This is a genomic window from Glycomyces halotolerans (assembly GCF_054779575.1).
In genome coordinates this window covers 37,787-55,144 of the sequence record NZ_BAAGXZ010000016.1, presented here as the reverse complement: position 1 = coordinate 55,144, position 17,358 = coordinate 37,787, and the positions used below count along the sequence as shown (strand labels likewise).

Genomic DNA, 17,358 nt, shown 5'->3' with positions numbered 1-17,358 from the left:
TGCCTGGCTGCGGTCCATTGGCGACGGGAGCGGTCTAAAAAGGGGATTGGTTCGTGTGCCGAGTCGCATTCACCTGTGAGCCCCGGCGGCGGTGCTGCCGCTGGGGTTGCTGACACGCTCGAGGTCCTGGCCCACGAGAAACACAGTGAGTGAAGACGAACGGTAAACGGTGGCAAACCGCATCTATCGCCGCTAGTAATGGGGACGCGGAGACGAATAGCACGAAAGCGATCGTTGAGGGCCGCTCACCGAGGTCGTCCGCGGTCAACAGTCCGACTCCCGCGACAAAGACGACGAGCTCCCCAGCCTTCCATCGCGGCATTCGAAGCACCTGGCGTCAGGGCGTAACCTGAGCGTCCAGTTTGATGGACTTGACGACCAGTCCTCTAACTCCTCAAGTTTCGTATGATCCCAGGCCTATGACTGGGAGTTCTGGTGCGCCTTGGATGTGCTCCGCCGCTCCAACAATTTCGATGACGCCGTCGTCGAGTTTGTCGCTGTCGACGACGATGCTGCCGTGGCTGCCGTCGGCCGTGACCAGCGTCCAGAGGAAATCCTCGGCGGCCTCGGGGGCTAGGACGGCTCGCTTCTTGATCTGCTCGACCAGTTCGATAGCGACCGCGAGACGGTCAGGATTGCCAGTGTGCTCGGCGAAGGCGTCGAAACCTACGAATTCGGCGTACGCCCCGGGGCCGGAGCCTGGGGCGACTTGCGCGATGACCGGCTCGGTTACCGGGGTGGCGAAGTCGCTACCGTCCCAAATCTCGATCTGCTCGATGGGGATGACGAACGCCGCGCTGACGGCTTGGGCGAGCCTGCGGAGGTCGACCGGTTCGATGAAAGTCACCGTGTAGTCATGCATGTCGTCCTCCTCAACGCGCCTGCTCGTACACCCGCCGGGCGCGATCCCAGTCCTGGTCGGTCATGTGGCGGTGAAACCTGGCGATCTTCGGGTCGCGCTCGGCCGCATTGCGGTCGCCGCCATAGGCCAATAGGCCCTTGAACGCAGTGAACTCCAGCTTGTTCATCTCGACCAGCCCTTCGCCCCCGACCGGGTAGACCGTTCCCGACGGGGTCTCGATCCCATAGACACGCCCGTTCACCTCGTACAGATTATTCCCCAGCCAGCGTGAACTACCGTTCTTGATAGCGGCGATGTCGGCATCGGTGTCGACGGTGGGCAGGACGATGGTGTTCTTCTCCTTGGCCGGGCTGTTGAGCTTGATGCTACCGACCAGGTGACGCTTGCCAACCTTGGTCGGAGGCGTCGAGCCGGCCGGGCCCTTGATCGGATCGGGCCCGCCTGACGAAGCGATTCCCGCTGGAGTTCGCCCAGGTGGCTTACGGCCACTTCGGTCGCTACTCGTGGCCGCGGCTTGCCCTTCGCCGAGGAGCAGCCCGATATAGTTCTCCATTTGTTCGTCTCCGGCCGCCAGGAGCGACTGGGCTTCGTGGAGCTTTTCGAGGCCCGATTGCCAGTGACCGATGAGCTCGGCGACAAGGTCGTTGTCTGACCCGATGGTCGTGGCTTGGACTTGCTCTAGCGCCTGCTGTAGTTCTTCGCCTGCAGCCCGAACGGCGCCTTGAATCTGGTGATTCTGGTCGATCAGTGCCCGGAGCTGCGCGATCAGCTCGCTCAACAGCGACAAAGGGGCTCCTCTGGCCGGGGACGGGAGCGATGAGGTTGAGGCTAGCGAAGTCGACTAAGAGCTTGCCACGACGCCGTCGACGCCGACACGCTCGACTTCATCAACTGCTACCAGCTCGACTGTCCCTTCTTCTCCGGCAAACATAGGGGCAAGGCATTCCCTCCAGGCCGTTCGCCGATGCCCGAGGTGCCTGCTGTGGCACTCCGGAGCGAACCGCGGCTCAATCCACGACACCGCTGCGGCCCGGATCTGGCATATCCCGGGTTACACCTCCACGTCCGTGGAGGTGTTCCGGGATTGAGCGACCCAACTTCGACAGCATGCGCGTGCTCTCCACGGACGTGGAGGTGTTCCGCGCCAGTGCGGTGCAGCGCCGTGCGGACGGCTGTGCTCTCCACAGACGTGGAAGTGTTCCGTAGGCCGCCCCAGCGCGACGGGAGCTCCGAGAGCAGTCCGCGTTCGTCGTGCGACGTGCGTTCAAGCACGAGCGGCAGACCGCCGCGCGGGCTGAAGCGTCGGAGGATCTGCCTCGTCGATGGAGCGAAGGTGATCGGTCGTCATTTCGGTTCTCCGTACTCGGCGCGGTCGTGCCGGAGTGGTTGGTCGTCGGCTCGGCGATGGCTCGTCTTGGGGCGCGGCAGGGTGGACCATCGGCCGTAGTTGCCGAAGGCTGCTTCGACGGTGGTCGGGTCGAGGCCGTATCGGGGCAGTTCGTATTCGTGCTGTCGAGCCCGCGCTGGACGGGCCAGGACACGGTGGAGCGCACCGGCGTCGTGGTCGCTCCACTTGGCGCCGATCAGGTCGTATGTATTGCCCCGTGAGGTTGTGTACGCGGGTGGCGGGTGGTTCCCCACGAGTGCGGTGTGGCCGCGGTGGTGGTTATACCAGTGGAGCCGGGCCGGGAGGGCGTCGCGTCGCTCGCGTTCGCACCGGTACGGGCCGGCGTAGGCCCATTCTTCGGTCGGGGTGCGGTGGAAGCGTTCGACTTTCCCGTTGGTCTGGGGCCGGTAAGGCCGGGTCCGCTTGTGCTTGATGCCGTTGTCGGTCAGGATGCGCTCGACGGTGACTCCGATCCGCTCGAAGTGGTCGAGGGCTCGGGCCATGAAGCCGGTGGCCGTCTCCTTGGTTTCGTCGGACAGGTCAATCCACGCCTGAACGGCGTTCCTAAATGGGAGCGTTAGGCACCACACGATTCACCGAATCTGCGCAGGAAATTCAACGCATTATGTTAGAACTGTACAATAGTTTAAGGATTTTTGTACTGGAATGGAACTGTAAGCGAAGATGCGGGCACGACTTTCGTGTCGCTTCGGACTTGCGACGCAGCGTGTCGGGCAAGCTTGCTCAAGAGCCTCTTTGGCGCGATATCGTCGAACTCGTGTTCCCCAATGGAGCGCACTTCGGTCGTTTAGCGTCGCCTGTCCGACGTTTGTCGGCCTATTTGCTGAACAGGCGAGGCAGAGCTAGTCCCCGCGGTCGCTCTCGTCTTGCGCTGCCGTGGCAGGTGTCGCAGGCGCGCCAGGCTCGCCGGAGGCGGAAGCACGCCCATGTGAAGACGATCCATTCGAACTTCTTGCCGGTGCCTCCGCAGGCGCGGCAGCCGAGATATGGCCATCGGTGACGTGAGTAGGCGACGGCGGCGAGCCACAGGGCGATGAGGCCGAGGGAGAGGACGAGTATCTGCGTAGGGGTCATGTCCTGGGTGGTGTCGTAGGGGTGCGGGGTGGCCCGGCCGCTGGTGGGAAACTTCGGCCGGGCCCGCCGTGGACTCACGGTCACAGCGCTCCCTCCTCCCGGACGGTGCCCCTGAATGGGAAGGGAGGAGTTGTGCCCCGGTCTCGCCGTGGATCAGAGCGAGACCGGGAGTTTTGCCCCGGCCTCGCCCACCCGAGGCCGGGTATCCGGCCGCCGGACTCCTGGGGAGATCCGGCGGGCGGAACGAGGGCCGCCGTTCAGTGAACTCGGCTGGTGGCGGCCCGTGGGGGAGGGTCAGCTTTCCGGGGCGGGTAGGGCAACGGGCCCACGACGTCTCCCCAACGCTCGCTCTGTCGCTCTAGCGCCCGCTGTCGGTACCAGGAGAGTGGTCGTCGGGGGTAGTCCGCTGGAGGGTCCGCGTCCCACTCGGGGCGCTGCCGTGATTCAAGGACTTGCAGGACTTGTGCCGGGCTCATGTCGATTCCGCCGGCAGGTCGGACAAGAACGCGTCGAGGGTGTGGCGAAGCTCCGCCTTGTCCTCGTCGCCGACCAGCGCCCCATTGCAGGTGAATACGCCGGTTTCGAGCACTGCGAGGGTGGGTTCGGGGACGCTGTGGTCGCGCAGGTGCACGAGTTCGGTCCCTTTCTCCGGATGGGTGTGGACGGTGACAGTGATGCTTCTGCCGCGCCAGTTGAGGTTGCCTAGATGCATGGCGCAACTCCGGAACAGCTTGACGATTCCTCTGAAGGCGCGCTGAAATGTGTCCGCCACAATGCGCGAGCGTGCAAGATGACGTCGACGCCGACGGTCGTCCAGACCGGTTCCTTCGGCCTTCCGAAGTCGGTGCGCAAGGCACCGTCTCGATAGCTGATGGAGGCCACCAGGCCGGTCTGGCCAGCGATGGTCGCGGTGACGTGCACCCGCTGGTTGCCTTGATCGCATTTCAGTCGGAAGACGGTGCGCCCGCGACGGAATCGCCGGGCTATGGCCGCTCGTAGGATGCCGTTGGCGATGCGGCCCCGCTTTCGCGGTGTGCTGTTCGCAGACTCGGTGGACGGCATGTTGCCGGCCCTGCTTTCGCGTGGGCCTGGCTGTGTGCCGTTGGCGGCTCGTAGGCTTGGACATGCCATTGCAGAAGACTCCGTCTCTTCTGTTCGGTGGGCGGGCGTCTCGGTTTGCGGCGAGGCGCCCGCGCGATGGTCATGGCCCTCGATCAGGCCGTGTGCCGGTTCGTGGGCCGGCGGTGACTGACAGCTAACCCGCAACGCTCAAGTGTCGGCAAGCGATAGCGACACGTACTGACAATCCGCTGACATTCCGACCGTTCGCCGGTCCCAGGCGTCTTGATACCGGTCGTTATGCTCTTGCAGTGCAGGAAGTTGAAGTGAAGTACCAGGTCAAGGACGGCGATGCAGCGTTCACAGCGGACACTCTGGCTGCCATGGGGGTTGCGTGGAGCGGCGAAGTGGAGCAGGACGATCAGGCGTATGCCGAGCCGGGGTGGGACTATGGCCAGTCGAAGGTCGGAGCCCGGTTCGCCAGACTCCGCACCCAGGAGGGCCGTCACGTGTTCACGCTGAAGGTCGTCAAGGACAACGAGATGGCCTGCCTCGAGTACGAGACAGGCATTGAAGACCGTGAACAGATGGATGCGGCCTTGCGGTCGATGGGCTACCGGCCGACCGTGCGGATTCGCAAGCGACGCCGCCGTGGCCGGTGGGGCGAACTCGAGCTGTGTCTGGACAAGGTGGACCGGCTCGGTGTGTTCCTCGAGGCCGAGCTTTTGGTGGACGACCAACGGGACGGCGTCGAAGCTCAGGCATCGCTCGATAAGCAGATCAGCCGCCTCGGTGTTCCCCTGGAGCGCGTGACTGACACCTATGATTCGCTGCTGCGCGCGGAGGCCGAGCGCCACTAGAACAGCGTCGGTGCCTCCGGCTCCTCCAGAGAGGTGACGTCCAAACGCTTGGCGTCGACGTTGAACGTGACTTCGAGTGCGGCGTGGTCGGTCAGTTGCAGCTCTCGCGTCTCATGCAGGTACCGGCATCGCTCCTTAGCCTTAATGAGCGCGGCACCGGCATGGACGTAGTCGTAGCGGTATCCCGAGCCGGTGCGTCCGATCCAGGAATGATCGCGTTCGTCCAGGGCGGCGGTGTCGGCCAGGCGCATGTCGCCGAGCGATTCGAGGACGGCGTATTCGAAGTCCAGGAACCCTTGGTATCGGGGCTGGTGGTCGCGGGCGAGGACGTTGTAGTCGCCGCCAAGGAGTAGGCGTGCCCGGTCCTCGGTGGCGAGCGCGTTGATCGAACTGAGCAGGGAGGCCAGGAACTGGCGCTTCTTGTCGACCTTGACGGCCGAGGCGTCGCGACTGGGCACGTACACGCTGGCAAGGATCGCCGGTGGGTCGGTGGCCACGCCACAGAGGGCCAGTCGGTGCGGCAGGTTGGCCTCGAGTCGCGGCACTGGCGTTTCGCTCGGCGCGAGGCGCGTCAGGAGTGCGGCACCGCGGTCCCCGGCCGGATCAGGTTGCGCGATGACGCGCCAGCCGGCGCGCCGGTATCGGTTGAGGATCAGGGCGGTTCCTGGACCGTTGCTGGTCTCGGTCAGCAAGATCGCGTCGTCGTCGCGGTCGGCGAGCCAGGCGGCGAGGCGTTCGGCCCGGTCAGCAGCGGCCGCGCCGATGTTGACTGTGAGCACGGTGATCACTGCATGGCCTCCTGACGGTCTTCGATGGCGACGACGACTTGCGCGGCCACCGCCGCCGGGTTCGCGCCGCGGCAGTCTATCCGTACTTGGTGCCATTGCTGGCGGTCGAGCGCGGTGAACGCCTCTCGATAGAGGCCAAGCTCCGCGGCCGGGCCCCCGGTCTCCTCGAGACGTGAGAGCCGCAGCCGCGTGGCAAGTCGCTCGGCGATGATCGCGGGATCGTGCTCCAGATACACGCACAGGTCAGGCTGGAGCACGAACTGGTTATAGGTCAGGATCTCATCGACCTCGACGCCGTCGATGCGCTGCAGCACCAGCGATGAGGGCAAGTAGCGGTCGCAGATGACGTCGAGGCCGGCATCGAGGTGGGGAACGATCTCGTGTTCGATGTGATGGGCCCGGTCGGCGGCCAGGGCCAGTGCCATCGCACGCCCACCAAAAGCGTCCTCGGCCCCGCGCAGGAGCCGCCCGAGGGAACTGTTGGTCGGCTCGGTCGTGATGTGGACTGGACGGGCTCGGCCTTGAAGCTGCTGGGCCACCAGGGCGGCGGTGGTGGTCTTGCCGACGCCGTTGGGGCCTTCGATGACTATGAACCGACCACTCATCGGATCACCTGCAGCGGCAGCACCGTCTTGCCCTCGGCGCCGGGGCCTGGCGTCACCGGGCACTGCTCGAGGTCGACCTCACCGATGCGGCCGCCATTGGTGACCACCGCCGCCGGGCAGCCCTTGCCGCAGGCGCCGTTCATCGAGCATGATCGGCACGTGCTGTTGGCGCCGACGGTGTAGCGGGCGTGGAAGTCGTAGTCGTCGAGCGGGGCGGCGACGTGCTCCTGCAGGATGTTACCGACCAGGAATTCACCGTCGTCGTGCTGGGAGGCAGGAGTGCGTGCGGCGAAGACCAGGTAGGGGCAGACTGCGGTCAGACCGTCGGCGAAGACGTAGATGAGCTTGCCGGCGTCGCACCCGCCGAGTGGGAGATCGTCGTTGGGAAAGCGGATGCGAACGATCTCGAGGTCGGGAGTATCGAACCGTTCGGTCACTTCGCGGATGGCGCGCATCCGTTCGGCGTCGGCGGCGAGCTTGCCCTTGGACTTCACGCCGCGGCCGAAACTCGACAGCGGATTCATCAGCACGTACTTCGCACCCAGCTCCGCGGCGAAGGCACACAGATCTGCGAACTCGCCCGGTTCGGTGAACATGTTGGGCGTCGACAGCAGCCCCTGCAAAAGTCCGGCTTCGGCGAAGGCGCGGGTAGTGGCGACCGTGGTGGCGAACGAGTCCTTGTTCCCCCGGAACCGGCCGTGGGACTCGCGCCGGAACCCGTCGAATGAGACATTGATGTGGACATCACCGAGTCCGGCCAGCTCCTGAATGTCCTCGGCAATGGCCTGGGTGGCATTGGTGCAGATGCCGAGCGGGAGACCGGCGCCGGTGACGGCTCGGCAGATGGCCAGGAAGTCCGGGTGCGACCAGGGCTCGCCGCCGGTCAGCGTCAGCCGCTGCACCCGAGCGGTCTTGAGCCGGGGGATGACCTTGCCGACGATGTCATCGAGCGCCATATGGTCGCCCCAGTCGCCGCTACTGACGAAGCAGTGAGCGCAGTGGAGATTGCACCGTTCTGTGATCTGCACGAGCGCCTTGCGGCCGTCGCCCTCGATCGAAGTGCGGAAGTAGCATGACGAAGCCTGAGTATCGACGATCAGTGAGCGTTTCACTGGTCCTCCCAACGAGTTTGCCGTCTGGCACGGCGAGGGTGTCAGCGGTATGGTGACTGTGACGACACCGACACCCAGCGGTCAGGGAGCGGTGACAAACCCAGCACAACCTGCTGACTTGCATGTCGGCAAGGAATGCGGACAAGGACTGACAATTCACTGTCAACTCGTTGGGGGCTATACATGACGGTGTTGACTCCGCAGAAGCTCGCGGAGATGAAGCAAGCACTCGGCTCCCAGCTCGCGCACTTTCGTCGCGCCAAGGGGCCGCACTACACCCAAGAAAAGTTCGCCGACGACGTAATCGGTTACACCCGCTCCAGCATCGCCAACACCGAGCGAGGCAAGCAGGTTCCTCCCAGAAGCTTCTGGGAGACCGTAGACCAGTTGCTCGAAGCCGGTGGTGAACTGCTCGACACCTATGACGAACTCCAAGCGCAACATCGTGCCTACCAGCGCCAACAAGCCGTCAACCGGCGAAAGACCCCCGCTGACCTCGCCGCATGGGACCCGAATTACGAGCGCAAAGCCGAATCCACCCCCACGACGGGCATTGTGCAGCCGAGTGCCGCGCAGACTATCAAGCTCAATCTTCCAATGGGCGCTCGTGACCACGCCGCAGCACTGGCAATGAGGGACATCCCGCCAGTCCTGGTCGAGCAACTCGAAGCCGAAGCCCAACGCCACGCCTACAACTACGCCACCACAGCTCCCCTGGTCTTGCTGCGATCGCTGGAGAACAGCCGGCAGCTAGCCTGCAGAGCCCTTGAGAATTCAAGCCGCCCAGCGACCACCAGCCGCCTACTCCGTGTCGCCGCGCAAAGCTGCGGTCTCGCGGCTACCACGGCATTCGACCTCGGGCTTACAGAAGCAGCAGTGGAGTACTCGCAGGCAGCGTACGTGTATGCCGACTTCTCCGGCCAACCGGAGCATCGAGAATGGGTCCGCAGCGTCCAGGCAACCCTGTCCTTCTGGGACAACGATCCGCAGTCCGGGCTCGAATACGCCCTGGACGGCCTCCGTACCGCCACCGGCCACACCGCCGCGCGCCTTCACGCGATCGCCGCGCGGGCTCGATCACTCATGGGAGAGAAGGACAACGCGATCCGGTCCCTCGACCGCGCACATGAGACCATCGAGGAAGACGGAACATCGCTCCCCGGCGAGCTCGACTTCAGCCGCTCCCGTCTGGCCCTGTGCAGTGCCGCTGTCTATGTCGCGATCGGCGACGGTCGAAGCGCCGCCGAGCACGCGACCTTCGCGCTCCGCTTCTACGAGGAGACGCCACGATCTGAACGCCGTTTCGCCGTCGCCTACGGCGCCCGCATGGAGCTGGCCGCAGCGCATATCATCGACGGCGATGCCGAAGCCGTCCCCGACGTCCTCGCCCCAGCGCTGTCGGTGCCGCCCGAGCTGAGGACATCAAGGCTCACACGACGGTTGAGCACCATCCGTTGCCGACTCGACACCCCAGAATTGCAGAATGCGCGCGAAGTCAGGGAAGTGCGCGCCCAGATCGAAGACTTCCGACTTCGGTCGCTGCCCGCTCGAGTGGGCGATCTCAATACGAGTCCTTAATCAGGACCAGCGTTCAAACCGTCAAGGAGCTGCTGTTCGACCTCGGCGCTCAGGCCGTGCTTCGCCGCGCGCGGGTCCTCATACGGCCGGCCGCCGTTGTGCAGCCATCGCCAGGTGTCGGTAACCGTCTCCTCCAGGGGGCGGCACCGGAGGCCATGCCGCAACGCAAGGCTGGTGTCCACGTTCCATGTCCCGGGCGCTGTGCGCCATAGGGGGAGTTGGGTCCACTGCCGGATACCAGCCTTGTCGAGGTCGTCGTCGGGGATCCATTCCGGCGTGGCATTGGAGCCGGTGGCGGCGATGCAGGCTCTGATCAGGCCGCCGAAGGTGTCGCGCCCGATCGGCGCCGCGATATTGAACGTCCCCGCGCCTTCGTCGGCCACCTGGTCCCATACGAACGCCGCGACGTCACGGACGTCGATAGGCTGAATTCGCCGCTCTGGGGCCCCCGGGGCCACGAATCTTCCGCCTGATGCGATGCGCTTCAGCCACCAGGTCAGGCGGGAACTGTATTCATGCGGGCCGAGGATCACGCTCGGCCGCACGATAATCAGATTGCGTTCACCCACCTCCCGGCGGGCCGCGCTCTCCGCTCCGGCCTTCAGCGGACCATAAACCCCCGCGCCCCAGCTCCACCCGTCAGGAGCGGCGTCGGGATCCCCGTCGTGCAGTGGTGAGCGCTCATCCACCGAGTACGCCGGCCAGTCTCGGTAGGCGCTGACCGTCGATACGAATACGTACCGATCGCTCACGGGCCCCAACACGCGGGCGGCGTCGCGGACCTGTGCGGGAATCACACCGGCTACATCGACTACCACATCCCATGGTCCCAGGCGGGCCAAGCGGTCGAGATCTTCCCGGCGCGTCCGGTCGCCCCGTACAGGGCGCACACCCGGCACATCCTCACCCGAGACGCCTCGGTTGAACGCAGCGACCTCCCAGCCCCGGCCGACAGCCAGGTCAACGAGCGCCTTACCAAGAAACCGGGTACCGCCGAGGACAAGAACACGCACAGGCTTATTGTGCTCCTCGCCTCGGCGATATTTATATCGGCACTGTTTCTCCGACGGCTGACCACCGATATCGTCTCGGTTTTCTAGCTCGCGCGCCGAGCTACCTCGGCGGTCCAGCCGAGGTAAGCCGGGTTGCCGGCAACCCGCTTCCTGCGAGTCTGTGGTGGTGACGATCTGGGCGTACTGGTAGTTGGTCCTCGGGAGCGTCCGCCGCTCGCCTCACTCTGCGCAGTGAACCTAAATGGAGACCCCCAACGACACAACGTGATCCAGGCAAGCCGCGAAGGAAATCGGCTGTCCTCGATGCCGAGGCATGATCACCCCAGACACTCAGTGAGTGAGGCTCGATGCACTATTACGGCGGCAGAAGTTTGTTTGATGACGGACAGTAGTCGTGGCGGCGGGTGTAGTGGGATCGGCGGGCTTGTTCGTTGTGGTCGGATATCCATTCTGTCCAGTGGTCGTGGAAGTCCTGGTCGTGGCGGGCTCGGGTGATCTCGCCGTAGAGGCGGGCCAGGCCGGTCAGGGTCATGCGGGATCCGGCGGTGCGGGCTCGCTGGTGGCCGATGGCGTTGGCGGTCGCGGCCAGCAGGGCCAGGGTGATCCAGCGGCGCACGGAGGTCCAGGTGTGCATCTGGTGCTGGTCGAGTCCGAAGCGGCCCTTTGTGTCCTGGAATGTGGTCTCGATCGGCCAGCGGAGCCCGGCGATGCGGATCAGCCGGGCCAGGTTCGTGCCGCCATCGGGCAGATAAGTCAGGTAGTAGGCGTATGCGTTCGTGCGGCGGTTCCATCGCATCAGCAGGCCGCGTGTGCCCTCGCAGTCGGTCGAGTCGAGCGCGAGGTAGCCCCAGGCGTAGACGCGTTGGCCCCGCGATCCGGCTCCTGCGCTCCGGTCTGACCAGTTCCGGGTGGGGATGGCCTCGGCCAGGGTGTCGACACGTTCGGCCGGCAACGCTTGGTCGGGTCTGACCTGCTTGTCCTTGCCGACCTCGAGTACATAGGCGATACCGAGCGCTTCGGATCGAAAGCGCAGCGGACCGCTGCGGCCGTAGACGGCGTCGCCGGCCGGGGCGGTCGGGACCTGACCGGTCTCGATGCGGCGGTCCAGGATCTTCCCGGCCTGCTCAATCTTGGTGGCGACGGTGACCGAGTCGGGGACCCCGGCCCGCTCGAGTCGATCGGGATCGTCCGTCCACGAGGCCGGCAAGTAGAGCTCGAAGTCGACCAGCAGTCGCCGACCCGGCGTGGCCCAGGCGGCGAAGACTGTCACCTGCGTGTTCTCGGTTCTGCCGGCGGTGCTGGTGTACTGGCGCTGGACCCCCACCGTGTCCTGGCCTTTCTTGAGGTCTCCGGTCTCGTCGAAGACGAGGACACGCTGGGGGCGTCGGCGATCTGCTCCCAGGCGGCCTCGGCGACGTGTTCGCCGATCCCGCCCTCGTCCCAGGCGCCGTCGGCGAAGAAGTGTTGGAGCCGCCTCGGGTCGCCGTGTCCGGCGTTCTTGGCGATGGTCCAGCAGTTCTTCTCAGGAAGGTCGGCCTGGAGTCCGGCCACGGCGTCGGCAGCCAAGCGCCGGGACTCGATGGGAGCGAATCGGTCAGCGCACGCACCCGGCAGCTCGGCGGTCGCTTCGCGGACTATGCTCACAGCGGCGGCTGCCGTCGTTCGTTTTTCTTGCGTCACAACGAGAAGCATGGACCGGCAGTCGCGTTCATCATCGGTCGGAGCCCCTGCGTCCCAACAGATCAGATCACCCAGCGTCCCTCACCGACGATCACACAGCAAACTTCCGCCGCCGTACTAAAGGATGTCCCGTAATTTGTTGTGGTCCAACGGTTTAGGATGTCCGGGTGGGTGTGGTGTCGGCGTCTGAGGAGCGCTGGATCGAGCCGTTCTCGGGGCTGCGTCCCCGGGTGTTCGCCAAGCTGGTGCGCCAGGTCGCGCGCGAAGGCGCGGACGCGCCGCGTCGGGGCCGGCCCTGGAGCCTGCCGCTGGCCGATCGAGTCCTGCTGGTGGCCGCGTACTGGCGGACCAACCTCACGTTGCGCCAGCTCGCGCCCCTGTTCGGCGTTTCGAAGTCGGCGGCCGACCGCATCATCGACGACCTGGGACCGAAGCTGGCCCTGCGCCCGCGCAAGCGGTTCGCGCCCGGCACCGTGCTGATCGTCGACGGCACTCTGGTGCCCACCCGGGACCGGTCGGTCAGCGCGCCGTCCAAAAACTATCGATACTCGACCAACCACCAGGTCGTCATCGACGCCGACACCCAGCTCGTGGTGGCCCTGGGTACACCGCTGCCGGGGAACCGGAACGACTGCAAAGCCTTCGGCGAGTCCGGGGCCGAGCACGCCTGCCGCAACCACGACGTCATCGGCGATGGTGGCTATATCGCCACCAGTGCGATCATCCCGCACCGCCGCCGGCCCGGCGAGGACCTGCCGGATTGGAAGGAGGCGCACAACGCCTCACACCGGCAGGTCAGGGCCCGCGTCGAACACGCCTTCGCGCGGATGAAGACCTGGAAGATTCTCCGAGACTGCCGCCTCCAAGGCGAAGGCGTCGCGATCGCGATGAGCGGCATCGCCCGCCTCCACAATCTCGCTCGCACCGCCTGACTCGAACTGAACCGCGAACACCACCGCGATCAGCGACCCTCACAACCAATAACGGGACAGCCCTTAGGCTTGGGCGAGGAAATATCTTCGGATTGCCATCCAGCCGCAGAGATCCCGATTTGAATCAGTTCGGTTGAGGCCGGGGGTCAGGTCGCGTCCGCGACCGGGCGGTCGACGAGCATCTCACGGACCCTGTCGCGGTGTGCCGCCCAGCGGTCTCCGGTCGGAAGTGCCCCGGGTGTCGCATGCGCGAGCTGCATATGTCCGAGATACGCCGCGACGGCCGTCACGGCGGAACTGTAGGCCGTGTCCTCGCTCATGCCGGTCGCGCGATACAGCGACGCGACGTAGTCGATCCGGCGCCGGGTCACGCGCGCGACGGTGTCGCCCACGACAGGATCCTGCACGGCGGCGAACAGCGCCACCTCGAGCGGATCGACCCGGTGATCGAGGACGGCGGCGAGCAACTCGTTGAGGCGCTGGGCCGGACTCTCGATGCGTTGCATCGCGTCGATCACCGCGTCGGTCTGCTCCTGCTCCCATCGGCCCATCGCGGCCTCGACGAGCGCCTGCCGGTTTGCGAAGTGCCAGTAGAAGCTGCCCTTCGTCGCCCCGAGTTCCCTCGCGAGCCGCTCGACGGCGACGGCTTCGAGACCGCCGGATTCGACGGCGCGCAGCGCGGCCGCCGCCCAGTCTTCCGCCCGCAGACGGGCCTTTCCATGTTGCCGAACCACCGCCATACGGTATCGTATGGACGTGGCCGTGCGGTCGCGTATGGAAACTGCTGAGGTGCGGGATGATCCACAACGTCCATGTCCGCGAGATCGACGCTCCCGTCGACTCCGTGGCCGTGCTCTTGTCCGGGCTCGGCGGGCACGACGACCGCCTGTGGCCCGCGCCCGCGTGGACCCCGATGAGGCTCGACCGCCCGCTCGGGGTCGGCGCCTCCGGCGGGCACGGCTCGATCCGCTACCGCGTCACCGAGTACGAACCCGGCCGCCGCGTGCGCTTCACGTTCGACCCGGCCTGTGGTCTCGACGGGAACCATGAGCTCACCGTCACCCCCTCGGGCGAGGGCACGAGGGTCGAGCACGTGTTGGCCTGCCGCACGCGCGGCCTCATGCGGCTCGTGCAACCACTCTTGATCCGCGGGCACGACGCCGTCCTCGAGGACCTGCTCGACAACGCGGAACGCGAGGCCACCGGCACCGTCCGCGATCCAGCCCGATGGTCACCCCTGACCCGGCTGATGCAGCGCGCGGAGGCGGCACGTCCCCGCGAGGCCCCGATCCCGGCGGGCGCGAACCTGGCCCACCGGACGATCTCCCGGTACGGCGGCAGGGATCGAACCGACCTGGTCGACGCCTACGCCGTTCCCCACCACCGGCGCCTCCCCGACGACCCGCAGGCCTGGGCCGAAGCGGTCTTCAATCGGCCTCCCCGCTGGGTCGGCGCGCTCCTGGCTCTGCGGCAGGCGCTCGTCGGCCTCATCGGCATCGAGCGCGACGACGGATCCGCCTTCACGACGTTGGAGCGCACGGATGACGAAGTACTGCTCGGCACCGACGCCGACCACCTTGATTTCCGCGTGTCGGTGCACGTCACCGAGGACGCGGTCACCGTCACATCGATCGCGCGCGCGAAGCGGCGCCGAGGCCGCCTCTACCTGGTGCCGGTCGGCCTGCTGCATCCGATAGTCGTCCGGTCCATGCTCGCGCGCGCCCACCGGGTTTTCGTCTCCGAAGCTGTCGTCCGAGAGCGAGCCCTTTGACCTCGTTAGTAGTGCTCGATGATCTGCGATGCCAGTTCCTTGATCCGCGCGCGGGCCTCGGGCGGGTCGAGGCCGGTCACCGTGTCCGCGGGCATCAGCAGTTGCCGTACGTCTTCAAGATTGCGAGCACGCAGCGTCGCCGGTACATGTCAATCCTTAGTGGGCTCACTTAGCAAGAATCGGCTCCCGTAGACGATCCGGAGGCGCACCCCGCGCCGCAGGTTGCCGATGAACTCGGCGGGCGGCGTACCTCCGCACTCGCGGCCGAACCAGGGCCGATTGTCGCTGACGACCAGGTCGCCGAGGGGCAGCAGATCCTCCGCCGGGCGCGCGCTGGCGACCTTGTGCAGTGCGCGGCTACTGGTCTCCTCGATCCCGAGGCGCTGCCGCTGCTTGGCATCGAGCCCGGTCATCGCCAAATGGTCGCGATCGCCCGGTGTCGGGCGTGTTACGTCGAGCGAGTAGCCGGGTAGCAGGAAGACACCGCCGGAGCGGCCGCGGCGGGTCAGCAGCGTAAAGCCCGCATCCTGCAGCCAGCGCAGGTCCCGCAGGACTGCCCGGACCGAGGTTCCGGTCTCCTTGGCGATCGCGGCGACGGTGGTCTCCGGCCGAGACTGCAGCGCAAGGAGGAGCGAGAAGAACCTGTCGGGAGTCACAGTGAGCCTTTCCCGGCATGGCTTCTGTGACTGTCGGTGATGAGATACCTCGAGGTGCGACAAAGCGCTCTGGTGAGCAATGGAGTACCACACAACGTTGTTGCGCCAGAAGGGCTTCGCTTGTCCACCAGTGCCACATATCGCTGCGTCCTGCCGGTCGACCGGAGGTCGTCACCTGGTTCGCAGCGCGCCTTGCACCACCCGAGGCCCGAAGACCGACCCCGGACACCCTCCTACCCCGCCATCGCCGCCGAACCACCCGGGCCATCCACACACCCGGCCCCTGCCCACGGCGATGGCTTTCGAACCGGCTCAATCCAGCTTCGGGATCGCGGTCTCGATGAGCTTTCGCACGTTGCCGAGGTTCTCCTCGAACACCGCGAACACCGCCTCCTGCGTCACCGGCTCAACCCCAGGGTCCTCCTTGAGCCCCGCATCATAGTCGGTGACCAGCGCGATCCCCGCGAACGGAATCCCGGCCTCCATCGCCAGCGCCGCCTCCGGCGCCTGCGTCATGTTCACCACGTGCCAGCCGGCCGCGCGGTGCCACTCCGACTCAGCCCGGCTGGAGAACCTCGGCCCGTTGATCACCACGACCGTCCCGCCGTCGCGTGCCACCACGTCGACCTCCTCGGCCGCCTCCAGCACGATCTGACGCAGCCGCGGATCGTACGGCTCGGCGAACGGCACATGGACCGGCCCGTCCTCGAACCGGTCGTGGAACGTCGACGCCCGGCCCCAGGTGCGGTCGACGATCTGGTCGCACACTACGAACTGCCCCGGCTCGATCTCCGGCCGCAGCGAACCGGCCGCGAACGGGGAGATCAACCACCTCACTCCCAGCAGCCGCATCGCCTCCACATTGGCCCGGTAGTTCACCCGGTGCGGCGGGTACCGGTGGTCGACCCCGTGGCGCGGCAGGAACGCCACGCGCACCGACCGCTCCTCTTCCTCTTCCTCGAACGTCGCTATCGTCACCGGCGCACTCGGCGCGCCCCAATGCGTCTCGATATCGAACGTCTCGGTGGCCTCGGCCAGCTCGTAGAAACCCGTGCCGCCGAACACGCCCACATCGGCCCACGGCTCCATCTGGTCGTTCACGTCCTGCTCCTCATCATCGATGCCTCGCGGCGTCCCGGGCCCTGGCCAGCTGGGCCCGCATGTCCTTGACCGCCCGCAACGTCCCGGCGACCGTCCCGGTCACCTTGCTCTTCCCGACCCTGGGCCGATAGGGGACCGGCAGCTCGGCTATCCGCCAGCCGTCCTGCCCGGCGCGCAGCACCATCTCCAGCGGCCAGCCCGAACGGCGGTCGGTCACGCCGAGCTCCAGCAGCGCCTCGCGGCGGACCGCCCGCATCGGACCGATGTCGCTGACGCGGGCCCCGCACAGGCGGCGCACCTGCCGCGCCAGGTAACGGTTGGCGGCCCGGCCGTGCAGTGGCAGCGCGCCGGCCTCGGCCCGCCGCGCACCCAGCACCAGATCGGCCTCGCCGCGCATCACCGGCCCGCACACCGACGGCAGGTCCGCCGGATCGAGCGACGCGTCGCAGTCCATGAAGCACACCACCGGCGCGCTCGAGGCCGCCAGCCCGGCGTAGCAGGCCGCACCGAAACCGCGCCGGGACTCCGACACCACCTCGGCGCCGAGCGCCGCGGCCACTTCGGCCGAGCCGTCGGTCGAGCCGTTGTCGACCACGATCGGCCGATATCCCTCCGGCATCCGCTCCAGCACCCACGGGATCGCCTCCCGCTCATCGAGCACCGGCAGCACCACGTCCACCCGCGACGCCCTCGAGCCGAGCACCTCCTCGGTGATCCGCGCCGTCCTCGATCCCGAAGCGAGCGCCGCGATCGCCAGCGCGTCCTCCGGCTCGTCGAGATCGCGAAGCACCGGCAGCTCTGCGACCGTCAAACCCATGGCGTGCAGCCGCTTCTGCTGCAGCAACCCCGTGTCGCTCCG

General features: G+C 66.5%; 18 protein-coding genes and 1 pseudogene. 5 read left to right on the top strand and 14 right to left on the bottom strand.

From position 1 onward, the window contains the following. Window positions 1-394: 394 nt before the first annotated feature. From ACYVL2_RS13995 to ACYVL2_RS13975, 5 genes and pseudogenes are all read right to left on the bottom strand, one after another. Window positions 395-862, bottom strand: coding sequence for a hypothetical protein (locus ACYVL2_RS13995; protein WP_460544314.1), 468 nt, complete (start codon window positions 860-862; stop codon window positions 395-397). 10 nt (window positions 863-872) lie between these two features. Then, complete coding sequence (locus ACYVL2_RS13990; RefSeq protein WP_460544312.1) at window positions 873-1,640, bottom strand: hypothetical protein; 768 nt, start codon at window positions 1,638-1,640, stop codon at window positions 873-875. Window positions 1,641-2,456: 816 nt separating this feature from the next. After that, window positions 2,457-2,788, bottom strand: a pseudogene (locus ACYVL2_RS13985) (integrase core domain-containing protein); the annotation flags it as partial. Window positions 2,789-3,086: 298 nt separating this feature from the next. After that, window positions 3,087-3,428 carry a hypothetical protein gene (locus tag ACYVL2_RS13980; protein ID WP_460544310.1) on the bottom strand — a complete coding sequence of 114 codons (342 nt, stop codon included), beginning with the start codon at window positions 3,426-3,428 and terminating at the stop codon, window positions 3,087-3,089. 388 nt (window positions 3,429-3,816) lie between these two features. Continuing rightward, window positions 3,817-4,056 carry a hypothetical protein gene (locus tag ACYVL2_RS13975; protein ID WP_460544308.1) on the bottom strand — a complete coding sequence of 80 codons (240 nt, stop codon included), beginning with the start codon at window positions 4,054-4,056 and terminating at the stop codon, window positions 3,817-3,819. 71 nt (window positions 4,057-4,127) lie between these two features. Here ACYVL2_RS13975 and ACYVL2_RS13970 point away from each other — a divergent pair, with 71 nt between their 5' ends. Next, the gene (locus ACYVL2_RS13970) at window positions 4,128-4,343 is read left to right on the top strand and encodes a hypothetical protein (protein ID WP_460544307.1); all 216 of its coding nucleotides are present in this window, start codon (window positions 4,128-4,130) and stop codon (window positions 4,341-4,343) included. A gap of 371 nt (window positions 4,344-4,714) precedes the next feature. After that, the gene (gene cyaB, locus ACYVL2_RS13965; RefSeq protein WP_460544305.1) at window positions 4,715-5,263 is read left to right on the top strand and encodes a class IV adenylate cyclase; all 549 of its coding nucleotides are present in this window, start codon (window positions 4,715-4,717) and stop codon (window positions 5,261-5,263) included. Here cyaB and ACYVL2_RS13960 read toward each other — a convergent pair. Genes ACYVL2_RS13960 through ACYVL2_RS13950 form a run of 3 tightly spaced genes read right to left on the bottom strand, consistent with a single transcriptional unit; the run spans window position 5,260 to window position 7,768 of the window. After that, on the bottom strand, window positions 5,260-6,051 hold the full coding sequence (locus ACYVL2_RS13960; RefSeq protein WP_460544303.1) for an endonuclease/exonuclease/phosphatase family protein: 792 nt from the start codon (window positions 6,049-6,051) through the stop codon (window positions 5,260-5,262). The two genes, cyaB and ACYVL2_RS13960, sit on opposite strands and share 4 nt — an antisense overlap. After that, entirely contained in the window at window positions 6,048-6,656 is a 609-nt protein-coding gene (gene tmk / locus ACYVL2_RS13955; RefSeq protein WP_460544301.1) for a dTMP kinase, read from the bottom strand. The genes ACYVL2_RS13960 and tmk overlap by 4 nt, the downstream gene beginning before the upstream one ends. Beyond that, on the bottom strand, window positions 6,653-7,768 hold the full coding sequence (locus ACYVL2_RS13950) for a radical SAM protein (protein WP_460544299.1): 1,116 nt from the start codon (window positions 7,766-7,768) through the stop codon (window positions 6,653-6,655). The genes tmk and ACYVL2_RS13950 overlap by 4 nt, the downstream gene beginning before the upstream one ends. Window positions 7,769-7,951: 183 nt before the next feature. Here ACYVL2_RS13950 and ACYVL2_RS13945 point away from each other — a divergent pair, with 183 nt between their 5' ends. Continuing rightward, window positions 7,952-9,346, top strand: a complete 1,395-nt coding sequence (locus ACYVL2_RS13945; protein WP_460544297.1) for a helix-turn-helix domain-containing protein — start codon at window positions 7,952-7,954, stop codon at window positions 9,344-9,346. On the opposite strand, the gene ACYVL2_RS13940 is transcribed toward ACYVL2_RS13945, so the two are convergent. Both ACYVL2_RS13940 and ACYVL2_RS13935 read right to left on the bottom strand, forming a co-directional pair. Then, window positions 9,343-10,359, bottom strand: coding sequence for a Rossmann-fold NAD(P)-binding domain-containing protein (locus ACYVL2_RS13940; protein WP_460544296.1), 1,017 nt, complete (start codon window positions 10,357-10,359; stop codon window positions 9,343-9,345). The genes ACYVL2_RS13945 and ACYVL2_RS13940 overlap by 4 nt on opposite strands. Before the next feature lie 355 nt (window positions 10,360-10,714). Next, complete coding sequence (locus ACYVL2_RS13935; protein ID WP_460544411.1) at window positions 10,715-11,761, bottom strand: IS701 family transposase; 1,047 nt, start codon at window positions 11,759-11,761, stop codon at window positions 10,715-10,717. A 445-nt stretch (window positions 11,762-12,206) separates the two neighbouring features. Here ACYVL2_RS13935 and ACYVL2_RS13930 point away from each other — a divergent pair, with 445 nt between their 5' ends. Further along, window positions 12,207-12,971 carry a transposase gene (locus tag ACYVL2_RS13930; RefSeq protein WP_460544294.1) on the top strand — a complete coding sequence of 255 codons (765 nt, stop codon included), beginning with the start codon at window positions 12,207-12,209 and terminating at the stop codon, window positions 12,969-12,971. Between the two features lie 146 nt (window positions 12,972-13,117). Here ACYVL2_RS13930 and ACYVL2_RS13925 read toward each other — a convergent pair whose 3' ends face one another. Next, window positions 13,118-13,711 (bottom strand): TetR/AcrR family transcriptional regulator, encoded by a 594-nt coding sequence (locus ACYVL2_RS13925; protein ID WP_460544292.1) that lies wholly within the window; start codon window positions 13,709-13,711, stop codon window positions 13,118-13,120. A 56-nt stretch (window positions 13,712-13,767) separates the two neighbouring features. Here ACYVL2_RS13925 and ACYVL2_RS13920 point away from each other — a divergent pair, with 56 nt between their 5' ends. Then, entirely contained in the window at window positions 13,768-14,742 is a 975-nt protein-coding gene (locus ACYVL2_RS13920; protein ID WP_460544290.1) for a DUF2867 domain-containing protein, read from the top strand. 149 nt (window positions 14,743-14,891) lie between these two features. Here ACYVL2_RS13920 and ACYVL2_RS13915 read toward each other — a convergent pair whose 3' ends face one another. The 3 genes from ACYVL2_RS13915 to ACYVL2_RS13905 form a co-directional block, all read right to left on the bottom strand. After that, complete coding sequence (locus ACYVL2_RS13915) at window positions 14,892-15,398, bottom strand: helix-turn-helix transcriptional regulator (protein ID WP_460544288.1); 507 nt, start codon at window positions 15,396-15,398, stop codon at window positions 14,892-14,894. A gap of 312 nt (window positions 15,399-15,710) precedes the next feature. Beyond that, complete coding sequence (locus tag ACYVL2_RS13910) at window positions 15,711-16,487, bottom strand: MTAP family purine nucleoside phosphorylase (RefSeq protein ID WP_460544409.1); 777 nt, start codon at window positions 16,485-16,487, stop codon at window positions 15,711-15,713. 25 nt (window positions 16,488-16,512) lie between these two features. Next, a complete protein-coding gene (locus ACYVL2_RS13905) occupies window positions 16,513-17,178 on the bottom strand; it encodes a glycosyltransferase family 2 protein (protein WP_460544407.1) in 666 nt (221 codons plus the stop codon). Window positions 17,179-17,358 lie beyond the last annotated feature (180 nt).

What these genes read in the sequence shown, in the direction of transcription:
- ACYVL2_RS13995 (WP_460544314.1), bottom strand. Translation starts at nt 862, where the DNA reads ATGCATGACTACACGGTGACTTTCATCGAACCGGTCGACCTCCGCAGG.
- ACYVL2_RS13975 (WP_460544308.1), bottom strand. Translation starts at nt 4,056, where the DNA reads ATGCATCTAGGCAACCTCAACTGGCGCGGCAGAAGCATCACTGTCACC.
- tmk (WP_460544301.1), bottom strand. Translation starts at nt 6,656, where the DNA reads ATGAGTGGTCGGTTCATAGTCATCGAAGGCCCCAACGGCGTCGGCAAG.
- ACYVL2_RS13945 (WP_460544297.1), top strand. Translation starts at nt 7,952, where the DNA reads ATGACGGTGTTGACTCCGCAGAAGCTCGCGGAGATGAAGCAAGCACTC.
- ACYVL2_RS13925 (WP_460544292.1), bottom strand. Translation starts at nt 13,711, where the DNA reads ATGGCGGTGGTTCGGCAACATGGAAAGGCCCGTCTGCGGGCGGAAGAC.
- ACYVL2_RS13920 (WP_460544290.1), top strand. Translation starts at nt 13,768, where the DNA reads ATGATCCACAACGTCCATGTCCGCGAGATCGACGCTCCCGTCGACTCC.
- ACYVL2_RS13910 (WP_460544409.1), bottom strand. Translation starts at nt 16,487, where the DNA reads ATGGAGCCGTGGGCCGATGTGGGCGTGTTCGGCGGCACGGGTTTCTAC.